Genomic DNA, 20,858 nt, shown 5'->3' on the forward strand with positions numbered 1-20,858 from the left:
GTTTAAAATTATATAATGAACACAATAACAATACTAGCGCTTTCGTGGCAACACCTGCTTATCGTAGGTATCATCATTCTCATCTTTTTCGGTGGTCGCAAAATCCCGGAAATGATGCGCGGTTTAGGTTCCGGCATCAAAGAATTTAAAGATGCAGTAAAAGAAGACGATCCGAAAAAGCCGGAAGAACCAAGAAGTAATTCCAGCACGACTCCTTAAAATACAGCGCACATGAATTTTACAGATACTGCATGGAAAATCTTCAACCAATCGATTGATGACTATCACGTAGCAGACAATGTAGAAACTCCAGCAAAAAATCCTTACTCAGGAAATAGTTTGGAACAGCTTTTGTATGCGAAGAACTGGATTGACACCGTTCAATGGCATTTGGAAGATATTATTCGCGATGAAAATATAAATCCTACGGAAGCATTACAACTTAAACGAACGATTGACTCATCGAATCAGAAAAGAACTGATTTGGTTGAGTTTATCGACGGTTGGTTTTTAGACAGATATAAAAACATCACGCCCGCACCCAACGCGAAAATTAACACGGAAACGCCAGCCTGGGCAGTTGACCGTCTTTCCATTTTGGCATTAAAAGTATATCATATGAATTTGGAGACGACCAGAAAATCCGCCACCGAAGAACATAGAAAAACTTGTACAGCAAAGCTGAATGTTTTACTGGAACAAAAAAAAGATCTCACCGAAGCGATAGAAAATTTGCTTTTTGATATCGAGAATGGCGCCATTAAGATGAAGGTTTATAAACAAATGAAGATGTATAACGATGAAAGTCTTAATCCGATCCTTTATCAAAAAACGGAAAAATGATTAAATTAAGCTTCAGCTATATTTTAATTTTTTGCTTATTACTTTCCTGTACAGCAGATAAAATAAACTTATCTCCCGTCGGGAATTCTTTGGAATCCAGGGACTCCAGTGGTTATTCTTTCAGCGACCGCAAAAATCTTATCGTTTATTCTTCCGAAATTACCAATTTAGTTTCCTCCTTTCCTAAGTTCCGCAATGATGCGGTAAATGCGGAGGTGAAAGTCCTAAAATATCATATTAAAGATTACATCGGTGCGATGGAAGCTTATAACATCAATGGTTTAAATATCGCCGAACGAAATTTCGAAAAATCTTATAAAAAACTCCAAAAATTGCGGAAATTTTTAAACGCCGATGAAGATCAGGTTTTAAACCGCTATTTGGTTCGCCTCAAAACCAATATGACTTTGCTCGCAAGTGATATTTCGAAGGACTCCACTTCTATTTCTCCTAAAAACTAAAACTTTCCATGTTAAAAATCCAAGCAGAATCCAATGTGCCAACAGCGTACGGGGAATTCCGTATGATCGCATTTGCCGAGGTTGAAACCGACTGGATGCCACAAATGGCCATTGTTGCAAAAAACACCGACTTTTCTAAGCCTGTCAACGTAAGGTTTCATTCCGAATGCATTACCGGTGAAGTTTTTCATTCCAGAAAATGTGAGTGCGGACAGCAACTGGATGCCGCAATGAAATTCATTTATGAAAATGGCGGAATCATTGTTTATCTGCGTCAGGAAGGACGAAATATCGGCATCATCAACAAACTACGCGCTTATGCGCTTCAGGAACAGGGATTGGATACGGTTGAAGCAAATTTACAATTAGGTTTGCCGGCGGACGACCGCAATTTCAGCAGCGCAATTGAAATTCTGAACATTTTAAACATAAAAGAAGTAAATCTTTTAACCAACAATCCGGAGAAAATAAAAATGGTGGAAGAAAGCAATATCAAGCTGAATAAAAGAATTCCACTTCAGATGGATTCCACCAAAGAAAGCGCGAGTTACCTCAAAGTAAAAAAAGATTATTTCGGGCATCTTCTGGATGATGAAGATACAATTAATCCTTCTTAAATATTAATTGCAGCTTCCAAAGCTAGCTCAATCATTGGTTTCAATGAGCTTTCGCGTTGATCTGCGGAAATAAATTCACCTGTCGGAATTACATCTGAAACAGTAAGAAGTGTTGCTGCATTTTTGCCTAAATACTGGGCATTGGCAAACAAAGCAAATGCTTCCATTTCAACCGCAGAACAGTTATATTTCTTAGCAATTTCCGGAATTCCCGTGTTTTTACGGTAAAAAATATCGCTGGTGTGAATTGCAGTCGGTATTAATTTTAATCCTACAGTTTCTGCAGTTTCATTTAAAAGTGAAAAAATGTGGCCTGGAGGCGGTAAAATTTCTTCTTCAATTTCCCAGGCGTATTTTGCGTACGTAGATTCACTCGCAGCATTATTTACGTTCAGCACATCGAAAACTTTTAAATCTTCGGTATAAGCACCACATGTCCCGATTCTGATAATCGTGTCCACATCAAACTCGGTGAAAAGTTCGTAGGAATAAATTCCGATGCTTGGCGCGCCCATTCCGCTTGCACCAACTGAGACTTCTTTTCCTTTATAAAGTCCGGTAAAATATAAAATACTTCTGGTTTCGCTAACAAGTTTTACATCTTCCAGAAAATTTTCTGCTATATATCTTGCGCGGCGCGGATCGCCGGGTTGCAATACGGTTTTCGCAATTTCACCTTTTTTAGCTGCAATATGAACGCTCATCGTTTTTGATTTTAATTAAAGGTCTAAAGATAGTAATTCCCGAAGAAACGAATTTTCAAAAACAAAAAAAACCACCGTTTTGCGGTGGTTTTTAGAGAAATTGGTTGGTTACAAAGTTTTTACTTTGGAGTCATCAATATTATAAAATTTGATAACGCTATAGTAATCGTTGTAGTTTACACTTGCGTTTTTCATTCCGGACGAAGTTGGCACAAGCACCACACGGAAAGTCTGATTGTTCAGATATTCCGGAGTTGTGCTTACGTCATAATTTCCGTCTGCATAAATCTGAATATCATTTTTGGTAAAATCAAAGTCATAATCTAATTCCCGGCCGTTGCTTAAATAAATCGTACGTGGAATTAGCTGCCAGACTGGTGAACCATCTGTCCCGGTTCCCGCTTTTCTATAAATCAAAACCACATCTGTGTTAAACAAAGGCGATGTAAAATTTCGCGAAATAGTATATTGGTTATTGGCGTCTTTAACAAAATTGGTGGAATTGATGTCGAGAACAACACTGTAAGTATCATTATCCTGTACAAGTACATCATCATTTCTATCCGTACAGCTGGTAAGCGCTCCGAAACTGAAAATTCCCAAAAGCGCAACTAAAAAATATTTTTTCATCGTAGGTCGGTTTTAAATTTGTGAAACGAACAAGACAAGATGTATGCCAAGAAAAGATGAAGTTTAAAAATTAAAATATCGTATTTTTGTTCAACATATTCTTCGAATGAAAAATTTTCCCTGCTGTTTCCCTGTTTTTTTTCTTTTTTTCTCCTGTTTCAGTATCACCGGTTTTGCACAATATCAACCAAAAAATCTGTCCGCCGCAGATTTAAAAAAAGCAAATACCTGGGTTGAAAACTCGTACAACTCTTTAAGTCAGGACGAAAAATTAGGTCAGCTTTTCATCGTGGCGCTTTACACCAATAAAGACGAAAACCATATTGAAGGCGTCAGAAATTTGGTAAAAAACGAGCAGATAGGCGGATTAATTTTAATGCAGGACGATGCAGCGCGGGAAATTAATTTGGTTAATGAATTTCAGGCAAAATCCAAAATACCTCTGATGATCGGCATGGACGCTGAATGGGGACTTTTTCAAAGAATCCCGGCAGCGCACAAATTTCCGTGGGCCATGACTTTAGGCGCTATTCAGGACAAAAGTTTAATTACCGAAATGTCCGCAAAAATCGCGGAAGACAGCAAACGCATGGGCATCAACTGGGATTTCGCGCCTGTAGTTGATGTGAATACGAATCCAAATAACCCAATTATCGGTAACCGAAGTTTCGGTTCGGAAGTTCCGAATGTCGTCGCTTCCGCGCTCGCGTACGCAAATGGTTTACAGGATAACAATATTTTAGCCGCCATCAAGCATTTTCCGGGACATGGCGATACCGACAAAGATTCGCACCTGGATTTGCCTGTGGTTTCTCATTCTTTGAAAAGATTGAACGAAATAGAAATCGCACCGTTTAAAGCTTTGATGGATAAAGGAATTGGTGGCGTAATGGTCGCGCATCTTTACGTGCCGGCTTTGGAACCAACCAAAGGAATTCCGGCTTCAATTTCCAAAAATATCATCACTGGAATTTTAAAAGAACAGTTGGGGTACAAAGGTTTGATCATCACGGATGCGCTGAATATGGGCGCTGTCGCGAATAAATTTAAAGCCGGTGAACTGGATGCATTAGCATTTAAAGCCGGAAATGATATCATGCTTTTTTCGCAGGATGTTGCCACCGGAAAAAAACTCATTCAGCAGGCGATTGACAGCGGCGAAATTTCACAAAAAAGAGTCGAAGAAAGCGTTAAAAAAATACTTTTGACCAAATACTTTTTAGGTTTAAATAAATATCAGCCGCGAAATCCGGAAAACATTAATGAAGATCTAAACAATGAATCTCACCAGAAAATCGTGCAGAAAATGTACGCGAACGCCTTAACTTTGCTGAAAGACGACAAAAAACTTCTGCCGCTGAACTGCAAGGAAACTTATTATTACATTCCGTTGGAAGAAGCGCCGTATCAAACTTTTCTGGATGAACTTAATTTAAGCACAACGGTAATTCTTAAAAAACCCTCAGAAATTGGTGAAATTCCGGCAAATTCAAAAGTGATTGTCGGTTTTCACAAAGACAATTCTACCGCGTATAAACCTTATAAAATTTCTGCGGAAAGCAAAAAAATCCTTTCGGAATTAAGCAAAAAAACAGCCGTTATACTCGATATTTTTGGTTCACCTTACGCCTTGAGCGATGTTGATATTTCCGGAGTTTCCACCGTTTTGGTTTCCTACGAAAATAATGATGATTCCATGAAAGCGACAGCAAAAGCACTTTCCGGCGAAACCAGAATTTGGGGAAAATTACCCGTTTTAGTGACTAATAAATTAAAAGCCGGCGACGGCATTGAACTTAATCCGGCAGTCCGCACTATATACCCGCACGCAGAAAAACAAAACTAAAAATTTAGGTGATTTCAAAAACAAAACTATGAAAATCGGAATTCTATGTTATCCCACCTACGGTGGAAGTGGTATTGTTGCTACAGAACTGGGCATGTCGCTCGCCAACAAGGGCTACGAAGTGCACTTTATAAGTTCTGCTTTGCCCACGCGACTGGACATTACCAACCCGAATATTTTCTTTCATAAAGTGAATGTTCAAACGTATCCGCTTTTCCAGTATCAGCCGTATGATATCGCGCTTTCATCGATGATTTACCGCGTGGTAAATCTTTACAAACTCGATCTTCTGCACGCGCATTACGCAATTCCGTATGCTTACGCAGCTTTCACCGCAAAACAGATGCTGAAAGAAGAAGGTAAAGACGTTCCACTTGTCACCACTTTGCACGGAACCGATATTACTTTGGTTGGTCAGCATCCGAGCTACAAACATGCGGTGGAATTCTCTATCAATCAATCCGATACAATTACTTCGGTTTCTGAAAGTTTGAAAAAAGACACACTTCAGTTTTTTAAAATTACCAAGGAAATTCAGGTCATCACCAATTTTATCGATAACAGCGATTTTATCGGCAGCTCGAGTTGCCAGCGCAAACAATTCGCCGAGGAAGATGAAAAAATCCTGATTCACGTTTCCAATTTACGTCCGGTGAAACGCGTGGAGGAAGTCATGCAGATTTTCAAAAATGTTAATGCGAAGGTAAAATCAAAACTCATAATTATTGGCGAAGGTCCGGACATGGAAAAAATCAACCAGTTTCTGGAAGAAAATCCAAGCTTAATTGGAAAAGTCCGCCTTCTTGGAAAAGTAAATGATTTGTATAAAGTTCTGCAACTTTCCGACGTCTTTTTGCTCCCATCGGAACAGGAAAGTTTCGGCCTTGCGGCACTCGAAGCAATGGCGGCAGAAACGCCGGTTATCAGCTCCAATGCAGGTGGAATTCCGGAAGTGAATATTCAGGGTGAAACCGGCTTTCTGGCAGAAATCGGAAATGTGGAAGCGATGAGCAATTACACCATCAAACTTCTCAGCAACGATGAACTTTTGGCAACCATGAAAAAAAATGCCAAAGAACAGGCCTTAAAATTCGATTTGCGGAATATTTTGCCGCTCTACGAAAAAATGTATCAAGACACGCTGGACAACTTCAAAAAATAGTTATTTCACCTTTTTTATTCAAAAACCACTTTGTTACTTTGTAAGAAAGCGGATTCGGCATGAATGAAAAATTGCTGCAATATTTATGGAATTTTAAAATTTTCAACGATTTTAATTTCATAGATGTGGACGGTAATCCGTTGGAAATTCTTGATTTCGGTAAATGGAATTTCAATTCCGGGCCGGATTTTCTCTTCGCAAAAATTAAGCAAAAAAACCTTGTTTTAGCAGGCAATATTGAGCTTCATGTAAAATCTTCGGACTGGATTTTTCACCAACATTCTGGAAATCCGGAGTTTGAAAATATCATCGCACATGTGGTTTACATTCACGATGTGGAAATAGAAGAATTTACCGCGAAAAAAATACCAACTTTAGAACTGAAAAATTACATCGATGAAAATGTAATTGCGAAATACCAGGTTTTGTTGCAGGAAACGCATTTTATTCCGTGTGAAAAAATCTTTAATCCGGCTTTAGTTCCGTTTTATTTTGTCGAAGAAAACCTGCTGAAAAAGCTCGATGAAAAATCTGAAGAGCACGCGGAAGCTTTACAACTTTGCAAAAATAATTATGAAGAACTGCTGTTTCAGCAGCTTGCCTACGCTTTTGGTTTAAAGGTAAATGCGCACATTTTCAAGCAAATTGCTGAAAGCATCGATTTTTCAATCATCAATAAAATCCGGCAAAACCAGGTTCAGCTTGAAGCATTATTTTTCGGAATTTGTGGTTGGCTCGAAAATCCGGCGGATGAGCAAATGCAAATCTGGAAACGCGAATCCGATTTTATTCAAACTAAATTTTCACAAAAATTTGCCGTTATAACGCCTAAATTTTCACGTTTGCGTCCGCCGAATTTTCCTACACTCAGGTTATCACAACTTGCGGCGCTGTATGCACAACACCAGAATTTATTTTCCAAACTGATTCAGGCAAAAAATACCGAGCAATTATGTCAGATTTTTTCAAATATAAAAGCCAGCGACTATTGGGACGAGCGATTTAATTTTAATAAAATTTCGCCGGTTAAAGGGGAAAAATTTCTAACCAACGATTTCATCGATTTAATTTTAATTAATGCGGTTTTACCTTTAAAATATACGTATCTCAAAAATACGAATTACGCGATTGCAGAGGAAATTTTAGAATTTTACGCCAAAATATCGCCTGAGAACAATACAATTACCGTAGGTTGGAAATCTTTAGATCTAAAAGCGGAAAACGCACTTCAAAGTCAGGCTATGATTTATCATCATAAAAACTTTTGCCGGAAAAAAAACTGCTTAAATTGCGAAATCGGCCTTCAAATCCTAAAAAAAACGACATCGAAAACGTCCTAATTTCCTGTGATATAACTCAGCGGACAAAGATTGTTTTAAGAACTTTATAATCTTAATTTTACCTAAAATAATTTCCATGTTCGATTGGCTCAACACCCTTTTTCTCCCCGCGGAAAATCCTACTGTCACTCAATCAATCGTGGTTTTAATGCTTGCAATTGGCACCGGCGTTTTTTTTGGCCGCCTGAAGCTAGGGAAAATTTCTTTCGGGGTTTCTGCGGTGATGTTTATTGGATTGATTTTGGGACATTTCGGCTATCGGATTCAGGGTGAAATTCTTGATTTCATCCGGGATTTTGGACTTATTCTTTTCGTCTATGGAATTGGTTTGCAAGTGGGACCATCCTTTTTTTCCTCCTTTAGGAATGAAGGTTTAAAATTTAATATTCTTGCGGTTTCTACTGTTCTTTTTGGCGGTTTAATTACCATTATTTTATTCAAATTTACCGGACTGAAAATTGAAAATTTAGTAGGCATAATGAGCGGTTCCGTGACCAATACTCCCGGATTAGGCGCTGGGAAGAGCACCATTGAAGAGATTAAAAATACTTTTCCCAACAAAGTTTTTGATGATCCCACAATTGGTTATGCGATTACCTATCCACTGGGAGTTTTCGGAATTATCGGGACGATTATTTTTTCTAAATTTTTATTAAAAATTGATCCTGATCAGGAAATGCGAAAATTCCGTTTGTCTAAGATAAACTCAGAACTCCCTTTAGTTCACAAAAAATTGCGCGTTACCAATCCTGAATTTTTTGGAAAAACGCTGCGGGAAGTTTTGAAAGAATTCGGGAATGAGATTGTAGTTTCCCGCCTGAAACACAGCGGAGATGTAACGGTGAAATCGCCAACTTCAGATATGGAATTGCGTGACAGAGACGTACTGATGGTTGTTGGATTAGAAAAAAAATTAGACGAATTTATCGCAAAGGTGGGTCGGCTCTCCACCGATATATTCATAGAATCCGACAGTGAAATTCTGAAAAAATATATTTTCGTCACGAAACCTTCTGTGATCCACAAAAATTTGTCCCAACTCGATCTTTTTAACACCTACGATTTAAAGGTCACGCGTGTTTTTCGCGCCGGTCGGGAAATTTTACCCAGACCTTCGTTAGAACTTTTTTATGGAGATAAACTTCGCGTAATTGGTTCCAAAGAAGCCATTAAAGAAGTGGAAGAAATGATGGGGAACTCTGAGAAAAAATTATTAGAGCCCGATTTTCTCTCCTTATTTGGCGGATTATTATTGGGGGTTATTTTGGGTTCCATCCCAATTTTTATTCCATCTTTACCTGTTCCTATAAAACTGGGATTCGCAGCAGGACCGCTAATTGTGGCGCTCTTAATTTCACGATATGGTGGAATTTCGTTTATCCATTCTTACGTGAATAACGGTGCGATTTATTTTATGAAGGATTTTGGGATCTGTCTGTTTTTCGCAGCGGTGGGCATTCATGCAGGAGATGGATTTTACGAAAATTTTGTAAAATATAATGGCTGGATCTGGTTGCTCTACGGTTCTGCAATTACCTTTATACCGCTAATTACCATGGTAATTGTAGGAAGGTTTTTCATGAAAATCAATTACCTGCAACTCGCTGGAATTATGAGCGGAAGTTACACCGATCCCGCTGCATTATCTTTCAGCACGAATTTTTTGGACTCCGATATTCCGATCCAAAGTTATGCGCAAGTTTATCCCCTGGTGACGATTTTCAGGATATTTGTGGCGAGTTTGCTCATCTTGATTTTTAGCTAAAAAAAAGCAATCTCTTTCGGGATTGCTTTAAATATTTTGAACGAAATATTTATTTCGCTTCAGCGGAATTATCTGGAAAACGCTGTTGCGTAAAATCGCGTGAAATCGCAGCTTTTTCAAACTTCAGTTTCCCGCTTAATGTTTCGATAATCACGCCATCTTCCAAAATCTGCGCGATTCTGCCGTGCATTCCGGAAGTGGTTACAATTCTGCTCCCAACTTTAAGCTCTGCCTGGAAGTTTTTTTCCTGCTTTGCTTTTTTCATCTGCGGGCGGATCATCAGGAAATAAAATCCTACGAACATCAGCCCCATCATTACCATTGTTGGCATCATGGAACCTTCGCCGCCGGCCACTTGTAAAAAAATCGTTATCATAGTTTTTGTTTTTTATGGTTGAATATCTGCGGTAAATGTAAGCACAATCGGTGCTTTTTCTACGTTTGCATACACTTCTGCCTGTTTGTTCACCAAACCGTCAAAGCTTGAAGAATCAAATTTCAAAGTAATTTTACCTTTCTGTCCCGGTAAAATCGGTTCTTTTGTATAATCCGGCACAGTACAGCCACATGCAGGTTTCACCTGAGAAATGATCAGCGGGTTTTCGCCGGTATTGGTCACTTCGTACACATGTTCTTTTTGTTCCCCTTTTTTAATTTTACCAAAATCAAACTGCGATTCAGACAGCGCGATATTGGTTAAAGGTTGCGCTGGAGCCGTTTCAGACGTTACTGTTTGCGCATCTACAACCGGTGCTTCCATAGTTGCAGCATCCTGATCGATGACGAGTTGATCAGCTTTTTGATCTTTTGTGCAGCTGCTAAGGGTTAAAACCAAGGCAACAGGCAATACTTTTAAAAAATTTTTCATTTTATTTTCTGTTAGTTTCTATTGATATCTTTGGTGTATTTGTCTAAAATACCATTGATGAAAATATTGGAACGGTCGGTAGAAAACACTTTGGAAATCTCAATATATTCATTGATGATCACGCGCGCAGGCGTGAGCGGGAAATAATCAATCTCCGACATTGCGGTGATGAGGATTATTTTATCCAATAGTGAAATTCTTTCCAAATCCCAGTTTTCAAGCTTTGTTTCGAGCTTTTTTTCGGTTTCTTCCCAATGATTCAAAGTTTCTTTCAAAAGTCTTCGGGCAAAATTGCGGTCCTCTTCGTCTTTAATCATTTTAATTAAAGTGTGGCTCGACTCATTTTCCTTGAAAAAACCAATGGTTTTCTGAATCATGGAATTGGAAATGTGGAAATCATCAGCCCAACTCATTTCTTTTTCTTCCAAATGTTCGTGGAAATCCTCATTTTCCGCGATATAGCGCAAAAACAGTTTCCCGATGAACTTTTGGTCTTCTTCGAACGACGAAGATTCTTCTTTCATAAAATCCTGATACCGTTTTCCGGCGGTCATTCGCTGAAAGGTTTTTACGAGCAATTCATCATAAATATCCCATTTCAGATCCTGGTGCTTCGAGGTAAAAGACAAACGTTCGTCATTTTCTTCCAGCTTCAGCAGAACTTTATTGGTAATGAATTTCTGGTTCGGATTGGTGTCGTTTTCGGATTTAATGTATTTCTTTTTCCCGATTTCAATTTGTCTTTCCGCTAAATCTTTCAGAGCAACCAAAAAATTAAGCTGGTAAATGTACAAATGGTAGATTTTGTCGATTTCCGAGAACATATTTTTCTCCAGAACATCGAACTTTATGGGATTTTGGTGGTAAGAATACAAAGATTCTATAACTTTTTCACGAATTTGTCTTCTTCCTAACATTTCAAAGAGCTTTTATGCGTGCAAAGATAATAAATTATAGGAACTTCGCGTCGCAAGTTTTGCTTACGAGGACAAACTTTGAGACATGTTGGAAATATGCCAAATTTCATTTTCTTATTTTTGCAAAGGTTCTTGAAAGTAGAAAATTGCTGAAAACCGCCGTGAATTTATGAACGCACTAAAAACCCTTAACGTTTATTTCTGGAAACACAGAGTCCTTTTATTTTGGGGATTTTTGTTCATTATAGCAAGTAATTTTTTCAATATTTACAAGGTGCAGTTTGTGGGAAAATCTGTGGACGAAATTTCCAATACCACCAACCTTGGTTTTAACCGCCAGGTTTTAATTTATGTCGGCATCATTGTCGGCTCCTCCCTTCTCACGGGGTTTTTCACTTTTATGATGCGCCAAACCATCATCGTTGCCTCGCGCCGGATTGAATATGAACTGAAAAATAAAATTTACCGCCATTATCAGGAACTCTCCTTAACCGATTTCAAAAAAACAACGATTGGAGATTTGATGAACCGTTTGAGTGAAGACGTCGTCGCGGTTAGGATGTATCTTGGTCCCGGCGTGATGTATGTTGCAAACCTGCTGATTTTGCTGATTATTACTGCGATTTATATGCTGAATACGAATGTTCAGATGACGCTGTGGTCGCTTTTGCCGCTACCGATTTTATCTTTTGTAATTTATAAAGTAAGCTCGATTATTAATCAGAAATCGAAAATTATGCAGAAAAGCCAGTCTGCAATTTCGACTTTTGTTCAGGACAGTTTTTCGGGCATCAGGGTGGTGAAATTTTTTGCGAAAGAAAGCTACATCGAAAAGAATTACGGCACGAAGGTGAAAGATTATCAGGACAAATCGCTGGATCTGGCCAAAACCGAAGCGTATTTTTTCACCATCATTCTGCTGGTTGTTGGTTTGCTGAATGTCATTATTTTATGGATCGGCGGGCAGAAATATATGAACAACGAACTCTCGGTGGGAAAAATCGCAGATTTCTTCCTTTACATCAATATTTTAATTTTTCCGTTTTCAATGGTGGGTTGGGTAACTTCGGTGAATCAAAGAGCGGCAGCATCGATGGCCAGAATTAATGAATTTCTGGATATGAAAACCGATATTATCAGCACAACTTCAGACAAAATTTCAATTAATGGCGACATCGAATTTCGAAACGTGTCTTATATTTACCCAAATACCGGAATTAAAGCGCTGGATAAACTAAGTTTTAAAGTAAAAGCCGGAAAATCCCTCGCCATTATGGGAAAAACCGGAAGCGGAAAATCTACAATCGCTTTATTGCTTTGCCGGTTGATTGACCCTACTGAAGGCGAAATTTTGGTGGACGGCAAAAACCTGAAAGACATCAACCTGAAAAATTACCGCGAATACCTCGGTTTTATTCCGCAGGAAAGTTTTCTGTTTTCGGACACCATTGAGAACAATATTGGATTTTCCATCGATAATCCGTCGCACGAAAAAGTGGTGGAATATGCGAAAAAAGCGGATGTTCATAAAAATATCATCGGTTTTAAGGAACAGTACAAAACCATGGTTGGTGAACGTGGCGTAATGCTTTCCGGCGGGCAGAAACAGCGCATCTGTATAGCCAGAGCTTTAATTAAAGAACCAAAGATTCTTATTTTTGATGATTCGCTTTCTGCTTTGGATACGGAAACTGAAGAGAATATTCTCCAAAACATTGAAAATGAAATTCAAAGCTGTACATCGATAATTATTACACACCGCGAAAGCAGCGCAAAACGTGCGGACCAAATTTTAAATCTCACACCGCTCGATAACGTTTCTTTGAATTAAAATACAAATTCCTTATCGATAATGCATTATTTGCTAAATAATTAAAAATATATTTTGCAATCAAAAGAAATCTTTTATATTTGTTTTAATAAGATATGCAAAAACATCTACAAATGAATGATTACAAGGAAAGGCACGAGAACGAAATTTTTACCAAGGTTCTAAAGGCAGGACGGAGAACTTATTTCTTCGATGTACGCGAGACAAAAGCGGGCGATTATTACCTGACCATTACCGAAAGTAAAAAGAACTTCAGCGAAAATGGTGAAGCAAGCTTCGAAAAACATAAAATTTATCTTTACAAAGAAGATTTTAAAAGTTTCGAAGAAATGTTTAAAGATTCTACAGATTTCATCATAAGCAACAAAGGTGAAGACGTAATTTCGGAAAGACACGATAAAGATTTTAAAACCCGTACCTACACGATTGAATCTGAAGAAGAGATTTAAAAAAATAAGCATTCGGACTGAATGCTTATTTTTTTTGTTTAAATTTTGAAAAAAGAAAAACGCATTGAAAATCAATGCGTTTTTTTGGGTGGATGATGGGTCTCGAACCCACGACCTTCGGTACCACAAACCGACGTTCTAACCAACTGAACTACAACCACCGTTTGAGAGTGCAAATATAAGATTTTTCGATATACTACAAAATAATTCCATCGAAATTTTTGAAGGCCAGAAGCTTTTCTGTTGTAAAGCCTTCCGCGAAGTCTACGCCCGACAATCTGCCCAAATCCTGCGCGCGATATGTAAGACTTTCCAGGAAATCTTTTGTGGCGATCGGTGTTTCCGGTTCCGTAGATTTTGGATCGTAAAACTGGGTTTTATAGGCTAAACAAGCCTCGATTTTTTTCTCCATAAAAGCTGAAATATCCACGACAAAATCCGGCTCTATATTTTTCCACTGAATGTAATGAAAAACATGTTTTGGCCGCCACTGCGTTTGCTTTTCCCCTTCCGATTCAGTTTCTATTTTTACCAAACCCGCTAAAAAACACGCGTCTGAAACCAGTTTTGCAGCTTTTGCGTGGTCGGGATGACGGTCATCAATAGCGTTGGCGAAAACAATTTCTGGCTGGTATTTGCGTATTTTTTTCACAATTTCCAGTTGATATTCCTGAGTGTTCAAAATAAAACCGTCCGGAAATTTTAAATTTTCCCGCGCTGAAAGGCCTAAAATTTCGCTCGCTTCCGCTGCTTCTGCAGCGCGTGTAATATTGGTGCCCCGTGTGCCGAGTTCGCCCTGCGTAAGATCTACCACGGCAACCGTTTTACCTTCTGCAATTAATTTTGCTAAAGTTCCGCCGCAACCCAATTCAACATCGTCCGGATGCGCGCCAATGGCTAAAATATCTACTTTCATCTTAAATTTTATTTCTGAAAAAACTGGTAAATAGTGGTTAAGAATTGTGCGTATGATTTTTCAAGCTTCATAATGTCGCCGGATTTAAAGTGAATTCCGGCGCCTTGATTTGCATTCACCGAAAATCCCGAAAACTGAAAATACTGCACCGGCTGATCGTCCTGCGCTGATAATTTAATGCTGGAACCTAATAATTTTCGGGTGGAAACGGTATAAATTTCACCCGGAATTAATTGAAGCGTTGTATAAGTGCGCGGTGCCAAAACCACGTCTTTGTCGTCAAATGCGATGGTTTGCTTTTTATACGGCGAAGCGATGAAATAAACCAGGTTTTTTTCCTCCGGAAAATCTTTCGGTTCCGCGTAATACAATTCGAGTTTATAATGCATAGGATAAAATGTAGAAACCGTTTCATCGATTTGAACTAAAGGTTTCCAGGCAAAAGCATTAGCACCGATTTCTTTCGCTTTTTTATAAATCATTCCGAAAACTTTCGCATCATCATCAGAAAATCCCTGAACTTCAACTTCACCCAAATAAATTTTGGCGGTAGAATCGGCATTTATTTTATAAAAAACTTTGTCGGTGTTTTTATGGGTTTGCGCGACTTTGCTTAAAGTTACCTTTTGAGCAAAAGTGAAAACTGAAAAGCAAAAGCTTAGAAAGAAAAAAAACTTTTTCATTCCGCAGGTGTTTTTAAAATGTTGATACATTCTTCCAAAGAATTTTCCCAATGTTCAGGTTCCACGGCATAAAATTTTTCAATTTTATCCAAAGCCATCGTGCTACGGTGCGGACGTTTTGCTAAAGTGGGAAAATCTACCGTTTTAATAGCATTTAATTTAATTTTAGATTCAGAAAATTCCGCCATTTTGCTGGCGAAATCATACCAGGAAGTTTCCGGATAATTTGAGAAATGGAAAATTCCAAAAATTTGCCTGTTTGAGCCGATAATTTTCATTACTGCTTTGGCCAGATCATTGGCGTTTGTGGGCTGGCCGAACTGGTCAGCAACAATTCCAAGCTCCTCTTTTTGGTCAAACAGATGCAGCATGGTTTTTACAAAATTCTTGTTGAATTCTGAATACAACCACGAAGTTCTGATGACGATGGTTTTCGGATTATTTTCGAGCGCAAGCTCTTCACCGGCGCGCTTCGATTCCCCGTAAACACCTTGAGGATTAGTGAAATCATCTTCCGAATAAGAAATATTGGTTTCACCATCAAAAACGTAATCCGTAGAAATATGAATTAAAACCGTGTTGGAATTTTTGCAGGCTTCTGCGACATAACCAACTGCCACCGCATTTACCGCAAACGCTTTTTCTTTTTCGTTTTCAGCTAAATCAACGGCGGTATACGCCGCGGCATTTACACAAAAATCTGGTCTTAGATCATCAAAAAAATCGGAAACAGCAGATTCGTCGGTAATATCCAAATCTTCAGAACCTGCGAAATGGAAATCATAATCGCTGCTGTATTCAAAAGCAATTTTTCGAAAACAGTTACCAAGCTGACCATTTCCTCCTAAAATTAATATTTTTTTCATGATCTTAAAGCAATTTTATTTTGTTTTCTAAAGTATGCTACGCGGCTTTTAAAATCGGGTTCTTCCAAATTTACCAAAAACTTCATAAAAAGATTTTTGGTGTCGTCGGGATGAACGTCAGATTTGCGCGTTTTCATGTTGAAATAAATGACTGAAAGCCACAAAACGCTGTGAATTGTTTTGCCGTCTTCACTTTTCATAAGGATTTCAACCTTTGAAAGGCGATCACCAACTTCAATGGTTTTGCTGGAAATCTGGACTCTTGCATTGTAGCGAACTTCTTTTAAGTAGGCAATTTCATTTTGAATGGTAATCCAGGTACAGCCGGTTTTGCGCGTATATTCTTCGTAAGTAAAGCCGTAACCCGCTTCCACGTGGTCTTCACGCGCGTTGAGCATGTATTCCAGATATTTCACATTGTTCAGGTGACCGATGGGGTCGCAATCGCTGAAGCGAATTCGCACAAGACTGGAGATTTCTTTTTGCATGGTACAAAATTAAAAAAACCATCCCGGATAATCGGGATGGTTAGATTGATCAAGGTGATTAATTAAAGTCCGAGTTCTTTTTTCACTGCTGGTGTAGCATCTGGTCCACCTTTGTAGATTAATGCGCTACCGTCAATAATAAAATCGTAACCGTTGGCTTTTGCCACTTTTTCTACGGCTTTGTTTAATTTATCGATGATTGGTTTTACCGCGGCATCTCTTCTTTGAGCTAAATCATTCTGAGCAGTTTGCTGAATTTGTTGCAGGTTTTGTTGTTTTTTCTGAAGATCAGCTTCTTTTGCTGTTCTTTGAGCTTCAGTTAATTTCGCACCTTCTGCCTGATATTGCTGAACTTCTTTTTGAAAAGCTTCAGCTTGTTTTTGTAATTCGTCACCTTTAGTTTTGCTGAAAACATCCAAATCGTTGGTCATTTTTTTAGTTTCCGGCATTGCAGCTAATACAGATTCGTAGTCCATCATCGCCATTTTTTGGGCTTTTGCAACTCCTACAGTTAGAAACATCATTACTGCTGCAAATAATACACTTAATTTTTTCATAATTGGGGTTAAATTTATCGTTCGTTTTTGTTGTTTAAAAATTATTTTATTTCTTCTTTTTTTCTGCCGCTTTTTCGGGGGAATTTTTCAGCAGCAAATCTAAGACTTTATCGGTATAATCGTACTTTTTATCGAGGAAAATTACACTGATGTTGTTGCTTTTATCAAGAACTATGCCCAAGGTGTTTTTCTCTGATACTGTGCGTATTGCATTCCAGATTTGGTCCTGAAAAGGTTTGGTTAGATTGGAGCGCACATTGTTGATTTCACCCATGGCACCGAAACGGTTATTAATCATGGTTTTAATCTTTTTATCCAGATCATCCACTTCTTTCTGACGAAGTTTCAGTTGGTCACCAACGAGTAGAACTCTTTCGTTTTCCAGGGCTTCTTTTTTCTTGTCAAATTCTGTCTGAAGCGTTTGAATTTCATTTTGCCAGTTCGTGATCTGCTCGGTGAGCCGTGCTTCAGCATCTTTGTACTGAGGCAGTTTGTTCAGGATATAATTGGTATCTACGACACCTATTTTCTGTGCGCTTACCGTAAGTGTAAAGGCAAAGAGAAAAATTAACAGCTTAAACTTTTTCATCACTAAAATGATTTAGAGCGATTGATTCATCAGGAAGTGAGTTTTCCAGCCGGAAGGTTCAGAACCTGACAGTGTTTTATCAAAACCGTAGGCAAAATCAAATCCAATCAATCCAAAAGCGCCCATATACACGCGGATACCAAGTCCGGCAGAGCGTTTTAGCTGGAACGGATTATAGCTTCCGAAGGAATTATAAGCGTTTCCACCTTCAAGGAAAGATAAAGCGTAGATTTTCGCGGTTTGGTTCATTGAGATCGGATATCTTAACTCTAACGCGAATCTGTTATAAATTGTTGCACCACCATATGGCGTTACATCATCTATTGATCCACCGGAAGAGGAAGCGTTTTCATATCCACGTAGTGGCACAAGCTCGCGACCATCATATCTGCCTCCCATAAGTCCTGTACCACCAACATAAAATCTTTCAAAAGGCGGTGCTCCCAACTCTTTGTTATAACCGTTCAGGAAGCCCATTTCTGCAGTACTCCTTAATACCAGTTTACCTGCAACCGTGTTGTAAGAATCAGCTTTTAATTTCACTTTATAAAATTCCAGCCATTTGTATTTTTCAATCGGCTCCATGGTAGAATAATCTTTATCGCTGAAAAGACTGTACGGCGGCGTGAATTTTACCGAAGCTTCGATGTTGGAACCCATTGTTGGGAAAATCGGGTCTAAACCAGCAGAATTTCTGCTTAAACCAATATTAAAACTGAAGTTTTTCGCTGATCCATAATATTCCGTGGTGTTCCCAAACTGGAACGGATAATTTTGGAAATCGTAGCTCTGGTACTGGATTCCGGTATATAAAGAGAAATAATCATCCGGCCATCTTAAGAGTCTGTTCAGACCTGCGCTGGCGGAGAAGATATTTAGTTTTTGGGTCAAACCAAATTGGTCGCTATATCTTACCAAAGACTGGTTGACACCAATTGAAAGCGCTGTTGGACGTGTTCCGAATAACCATGGTTCTGTAAACGAAATACCATAGTTCTGGAAATATTGTCCCGCCTGCGCCTGAATTGAAAGCGTTTGCCCGTCTCCCTGCGGAACAGGTTTAAAATCCTTCAATTTCAAGAAATTTCTCAAAGAGAAGTTGTTAAATGTAAGTCCCAGCGTACCGATAAATGAGCCGCCACCGTAACCAGCCTGAAGCTGAACCTGTGAGGAACCTTTTTCAACCAGTGTCCAGTGAACATCAACAGTATTGTCCTGCGGATTTGGATTAATCTGTTGCCCAATTTGCTGCGGATCAAAAAACTGCATTCCGGCTAAATCGAAGTACGTTCTTTTGATATCGCTTTTCGAGAATAAACTTCCCGGTTTTGTACGTAAGGAACGCAGGATTACGTGGTCATGCGTTGTAGTGTTTCCACTCCAGGTTACACGGTTCCAGGTCGCTTTTTCACCTTCATTAATACGGATTTCCAGATTGATTGAATCTCCTACCACCGATTTTTCAATTGGCGTTACGTTGGAGAAAAGATAACCGTTGTTCATGTACAGCGACTTGATGTCTGAATCATCTTCTTTACCGCCGTCTTCACCAACTTTTTTATTAAATCCTACAGCGTCATAAATATCACCGGATTTATAGCCTAAAACTTTCTGCAAATAATCTGTGGAATAAGCCGTATTTCCAAGGAAATTTATATCTCCGATATAATATTTTTTACCTTCGTTCAATTTGACATTGATTTCAAATTGGTTTTGCTGGTTGCGCCACACCGAATCGGACACGATTTTAGCATCGCGGAAACCTAACGAACGGTAATAGTTGATCAGGTTATCTTTATCAGCTTCATACTTTTCCTCGATGAATCTGGAAGGTTTTAAAATACCTTTTATGCTGAAACTTTTCTGCTTTGTATCTTTAAAGGCTTTATTACGCAGTTTTCGGTCGGAAACGCTTTCGTTTCCTTCAAACTCAATATGGCTGATTTTGATTTTTTTACCTTTATCAACCTCAATGGTCCAGTCTACCAAATCAGGATCACCCGCGTTTACTTTATCCTGAATGGAAATTTTCGCATCAGCATAGCCTTTTTTAATATATTCCTGCGGAATATTGGTCTTTAAGGTCGAAATTAAATTCTGTGTGATTTTAGTTCCCGGTTTTAGATTGTTGTCTTTCGCCAGTTTCTCACTTTTTGATTTCCCAATGCCTTTTCCGGTGAATTTTACTTCACCTAATTCTTTAAGATCCTGAAGGTTAAAACGCAGAACTACCTGATCGCCTTCAATGCTTTGAACATAAACTTCAACTACGGAAAAAGATTGTTGATCCCAAAGCTTTTTAATCGCATTACTGATTTTTTGTCCCGGGATTTCCACGCTCTCATTTTTATTAAGACCGGTAAATCTTAAAATCTGAGCAGCGCTGTATTTTTTTACGCCATCTACGACAATGTCTTTCAGGATATAGGTGCCAGCTTCGTTTTGAGCGTAGACAGGATTGTTTTCCTGAGGCTGTTCGGGGGTAACCTGACCATAGAAATGTGCCGATGCCACAAACATGATGATGGGTAGGAATTTAAACTTCATTTTTTATCTTGCTATCTTTCTTTATAATTATTTTTCGTCCAGCTGCTCGCTGATTTTGCCGAATCTTCGCTCTTTACACTGATAATTGTAAACGCAGCGGTAAAAATCTTCCGCAGTAAAATCTGGCCATAAAATGTCTAAAAACTGCAATTCTGCATAAGCGATTTGCCAAAGCAGGAAATTGCTGATTCTAACTTCACCACTGGTTCTGATAAGAAGATCCACCGGTGGAAGGTCCTTGGTGTAAAGATGGTTTTCGAACAGTTCTTCATTGATGTCCTCTTCAGAAATTTCCCCTTCTTTTAGCTTTTTTCCTATTTTTTTTACCGCGTCCAAAATTTCCTTCTGCGAACCGTAGCTCAATGCCAAAACAAGGTTTCCCTTGTCGTTATTTTTGGTCATATCTACCAGCTGCATCATCTGTTCCTGAACGAGTGGCGGTAACTTTTTAATATCACCAATCACGTGCATGCGCAAACCTTTGCTGAAAATTTCTTCACCTTCCAGCAGAAGCGTTTCAGAGATTAAACTCATCAGCGTGTTTACCTCATCATCCGGTCTCTTCCAGTTTTCAGATGAAAAAGTGTAAAGGGTAAGATATGGAATGTGGAGTTCATTACAGGCACTTACGGCGTTCCTAACTGCCTGAATTGCGTGTTTATGACCAAAAGTGCGTTCTTTACCTCGGGATTTTGCCCAACGCCCATTGCCATCCATAATAATGGCGACATGTTTCGGTAAGTGGTCAGGATTTATTTTTTCTTTGATGGATTCCATTA

General features: G+C 38.8%; 23 protein-coding genes and 1 tRNA gene. 10 read left to right on the forward strand and 14 right to left on the reverse strand.

The genetic code is table 11. From position 1 onward, the window contains the following. The first annotated feature begins 15 nt into the window (after positions 1–15). Genes BMZ55_RS05660 through ribA form a run of 4 tightly spaced genes read left to right on the forward strand, consistent with a single transcriptional unit; the run spans position 16 to position 1,921 of the window. A complete protein-coding gene (locus tag BMZ55_RS05660; protein WP_089819500.1) occupies positions 16–219 on the forward strand; it encodes a twin-arginine translocase TatA/TatE family subunit in 204 nt (67 codons plus the stop codon). Between the two features lie 12 nt (positions 220–231). After that, positions 232–843: a DUF4254 domain-containing protein gene (locus BMZ55_RS05665; protein WP_089819501.1), complete on the forward strand. Its 612-nt coding sequence runs from the start codon at positions 232–234 to the stop codon at positions 841–843. Beyond that, entirely contained in the window at positions 840–1,304 is a 465-nt protein-coding gene (locus tag BMZ55_RS05670) for a hypothetical protein (protein WP_052252071.1), read from the forward strand. Before BMZ55_RS05665 ends, BMZ55_RS05670 begins: the two co-directional genes overlap by 4 nt. Positions 1,305–1,312: 8 nt before the next feature. Beyond that, on the forward strand, positions 1,313–1,921 hold the full coding sequence (gene ribA / locus BMZ55_RS05675) for a GTP cyclohydrolase II (protein ID WP_089819502.1): 609 nt from the start codon (positions 1,313–1,315) through the stop codon (positions 1,919–1,921). On the opposite strand, the gene deoD is transcribed toward ribA, so the two are convergent. Together deoD and BMZ55_RS05685 are read right to left on the reverse strand one after the other, a co-directional pair. Next, entirely contained in the window at positions 1,918–2,625 is a 708-nt protein-coding gene (gene deoD / locus BMZ55_RS05680; protein ID WP_089819503.1) for a purine-nucleoside phosphorylase, read from the reverse strand. The genes ribA and deoD overlap by 4 nt on opposite strands. Positions 2,626–2,733: 108 nt before the next feature. Further along, entirely contained in the window at positions 2,734–3,255 is a 522-nt protein-coding gene (locus BMZ55_RS05685) for a hypothetical protein (protein WP_089819504.1), read from the reverse strand. A gap of 106 nt (positions 3,256–3,361) precedes the next feature. Here BMZ55_RS05685 and BMZ55_RS05690 point away from each other — a divergent pair, with 106 nt between their 5' ends. The 4 genes from BMZ55_RS05690 to BMZ55_RS05705 all read left to right on the forward strand — a co-directional run bounded on the left by BMZ55_RS05690 (position 3,362) and on the right by BMZ55_RS05705 (position 9,368). Then, positions 3,362–5,101 carry a glycoside hydrolase family 3 protein gene (locus BMZ55_RS05690; RefSeq protein ID WP_089819505.1) on the forward strand — a complete coding sequence of 580 codons (1,740 nt, stop codon included), beginning with the start codon at positions 3,362–3,364 and terminating at the stop codon, positions 5,099–5,101. A gap of 28 nt (positions 5,102–5,129) precedes the next feature. Next, complete coding sequence (gene bshA / locus BMZ55_RS05695) at positions 5,130–6,263, forward strand: N-acetyl-alpha-D-glucosaminyl L-malate synthase BshA (RefSeq protein WP_089819909.1); 1,134 nt, start codon at positions 5,130–5,132, stop codon at positions 6,261–6,263. A 59-nt stretch (positions 6,264–6,322) separates the two neighbouring features. Next, on the forward strand, positions 6,323–7,603 hold the full coding sequence (locus tag BMZ55_RS05700) for a DUF2851 family protein (RefSeq protein ID WP_089819506.1): 1,281 nt from the start codon (positions 6,323–6,325) through the stop codon (positions 7,601–7,603). 76 nt (positions 7,604–7,679) lie between these two features. Beyond that, entirely contained in the window at positions 7,680–9,368 is a 1,689-nt protein-coding gene (locus tag BMZ55_RS05705; RefSeq protein WP_089819507.1) for a putative transporter, read from the forward strand. Positions 9,369–9,417: 49 nt separating this feature from the next. Here the strand turns inward: BMZ55_RS05705 and yajC are convergent, their stop codons facing one another. Genes yajC through nusB form a run of 3 tightly spaced genes read right to left on the reverse strand, consistent with a single transcriptional unit; the run spans position 9,418 to position 11,153 of the window. After that, the gene (gene yajC / locus BMZ55_RS05710; RefSeq protein ID WP_039341837.1) at positions 9,418–9,744 is read right to left on the reverse strand and encodes a preprotein translocase subunit YajC; all 327 of its coding nucleotides are present in this window, start codon (positions 9,742–9,744) and stop codon (positions 9,418–9,420) included. A 12-nt stretch (positions 9,745–9,756) separates the two neighbouring features. Next, complete coding sequence (locus BMZ55_RS05715) at positions 9,757–10,236, reverse strand: DUF1573 domain-containing protein (RefSeq protein ID WP_089819508.1); 480 nt, start codon at positions 10,234–10,236, stop codon at positions 9,757–9,759. 11 nt (positions 10,237–10,247) lie between these two features. Then, positions 10,248–11,153 (reverse strand): transcription antitermination factor NusB, encoded by a 906-nt coding sequence (gene nusB, locus BMZ55_RS05720; protein WP_089819509.1) that lies wholly within the window; start codon positions 11,151–11,153, stop codon positions 10,248–10,250. 169 nt (positions 11,154–11,322) lie between these two features. Between nusB and BMZ55_RS05725 the strand changes: the two genes are divergently transcribed. Beyond that, on the forward strand, positions 11,323–12,984 hold the full coding sequence (locus tag BMZ55_RS05725; RefSeq protein WP_089819510.1) for an ABC transporter ATP-binding protein: 1,662 nt from the start codon (positions 11,323–11,325) through the stop codon (positions 12,982–12,984). 113 nt (positions 12,985–13,097) lie between these two features. Continuing rightward, the gene (locus tag BMZ55_RS05730; protein WP_039341849.1) at positions 13,098–13,433 is read left to right on the forward strand and encodes a DUF3276 family protein; all 336 of its coding nucleotides are present in this window, start codon (positions 13,098–13,100) and stop codon (positions 13,431–13,433) included. A gap of 87 nt (positions 13,434–13,520) precedes the next feature. Here BMZ55_RS05730 and BMZ55_RS05735 read toward each other — a convergent pair. The 9 genes from BMZ55_RS05735 to BMZ55_RS05775 form a co-directional block, all read right to left on the reverse strand. Further along, a tRNA-His gene (locus BMZ55_RS05735) sits at positions 13,521–13,594 on the reverse strand. 35 nt (positions 13,595–13,629) lie between these two features. Next, on the reverse strand, positions 13,630–14,349 hold the full coding sequence (gene bshB1 / locus BMZ55_RS05740; protein WP_089819511.1) for a bacillithiol biosynthesis deacetylase BshB1: 720 nt from the start codon (positions 14,347–14,349) through the stop codon (positions 13,630–13,632). Between the two features lie 8 nt (positions 14,350–14,357). Continuing rightward, positions 14,358–15,032: a hypothetical protein gene (locus BMZ55_RS05745; RefSeq protein ID WP_089819910.1), complete on the reverse strand. Its 675-nt coding sequence runs from the start codon at positions 15,030–15,032 to the stop codon at positions 14,358–14,360. Continuing rightward, complete coding sequence (rfbD, locus tag BMZ55_RS05750; RefSeq protein WP_089819512.1) at positions 15,029–15,898, reverse strand: dTDP-4-dehydrorhamnose reductase; 870 nt, start codon at positions 15,896–15,898, stop codon at positions 15,029–15,031. Before rfbD ends, BMZ55_RS05745 begins: the two co-directional genes overlap by 4 nt. Beyond that, on the reverse strand, positions 15,895–16,386 hold the full coding sequence (locus BMZ55_RS05755) for an acyl-CoA thioesterase (protein WP_089819513.1): 492 nt from the start codon (positions 16,384–16,386) through the stop codon (positions 15,895–15,897). Before BMZ55_RS05755 ends, rfbD begins: the two co-directional genes overlap by 4 nt. Positions 16,387–16,448: 62 nt before the next feature. After that, the gene (locus BMZ55_RS05760; RefSeq protein ID WP_089819514.1) at positions 16,449–16,943 is read right to left on the reverse strand and encodes an OmpH/Skp family outer membrane protein; all 495 of its coding nucleotides are present in this window, start codon (positions 16,941–16,943) and stop codon (positions 16,449–16,451) included. A gap of 46 nt (positions 16,944–16,989) precedes the next feature. Then, entirely contained in the window at positions 16,990–17,532 is a 543-nt protein-coding gene (locus BMZ55_RS05765; protein WP_039341861.1) for an OmpH/Skp family outer membrane protein, read from the reverse strand. Positions 17,533–17,544: 12 nt separating this feature from the next. Continuing rightward, a complete protein-coding gene (locus BMZ55_RS05770) occupies positions 17,545–20,079 on the reverse strand; it encodes a BamA/OMP85 family outer membrane protein (RefSeq protein WP_089819515.1) in 2,535 nt (844 codons plus the stop codon). A gap of 27 nt (positions 20,080–20,106) precedes the next feature. After that, entirely contained in the window at positions 20,107–20,856 is a 750-nt protein-coding gene (locus tag BMZ55_RS05775; RefSeq protein ID WP_089819516.1) for an isoprenyl transferase, read from the reverse strand. Positions 20,857–20,858: the final 2 nt, after the last annotated feature.

It is taken from the genome of Kaistella treverensis (assembly GCF_900114045.1).
GTDB lineage: Bacteria > Bacteroidota > Bacteroidia > Flavobacteriales > Weeksellaceae > Kaistella > Kaistella treverensis.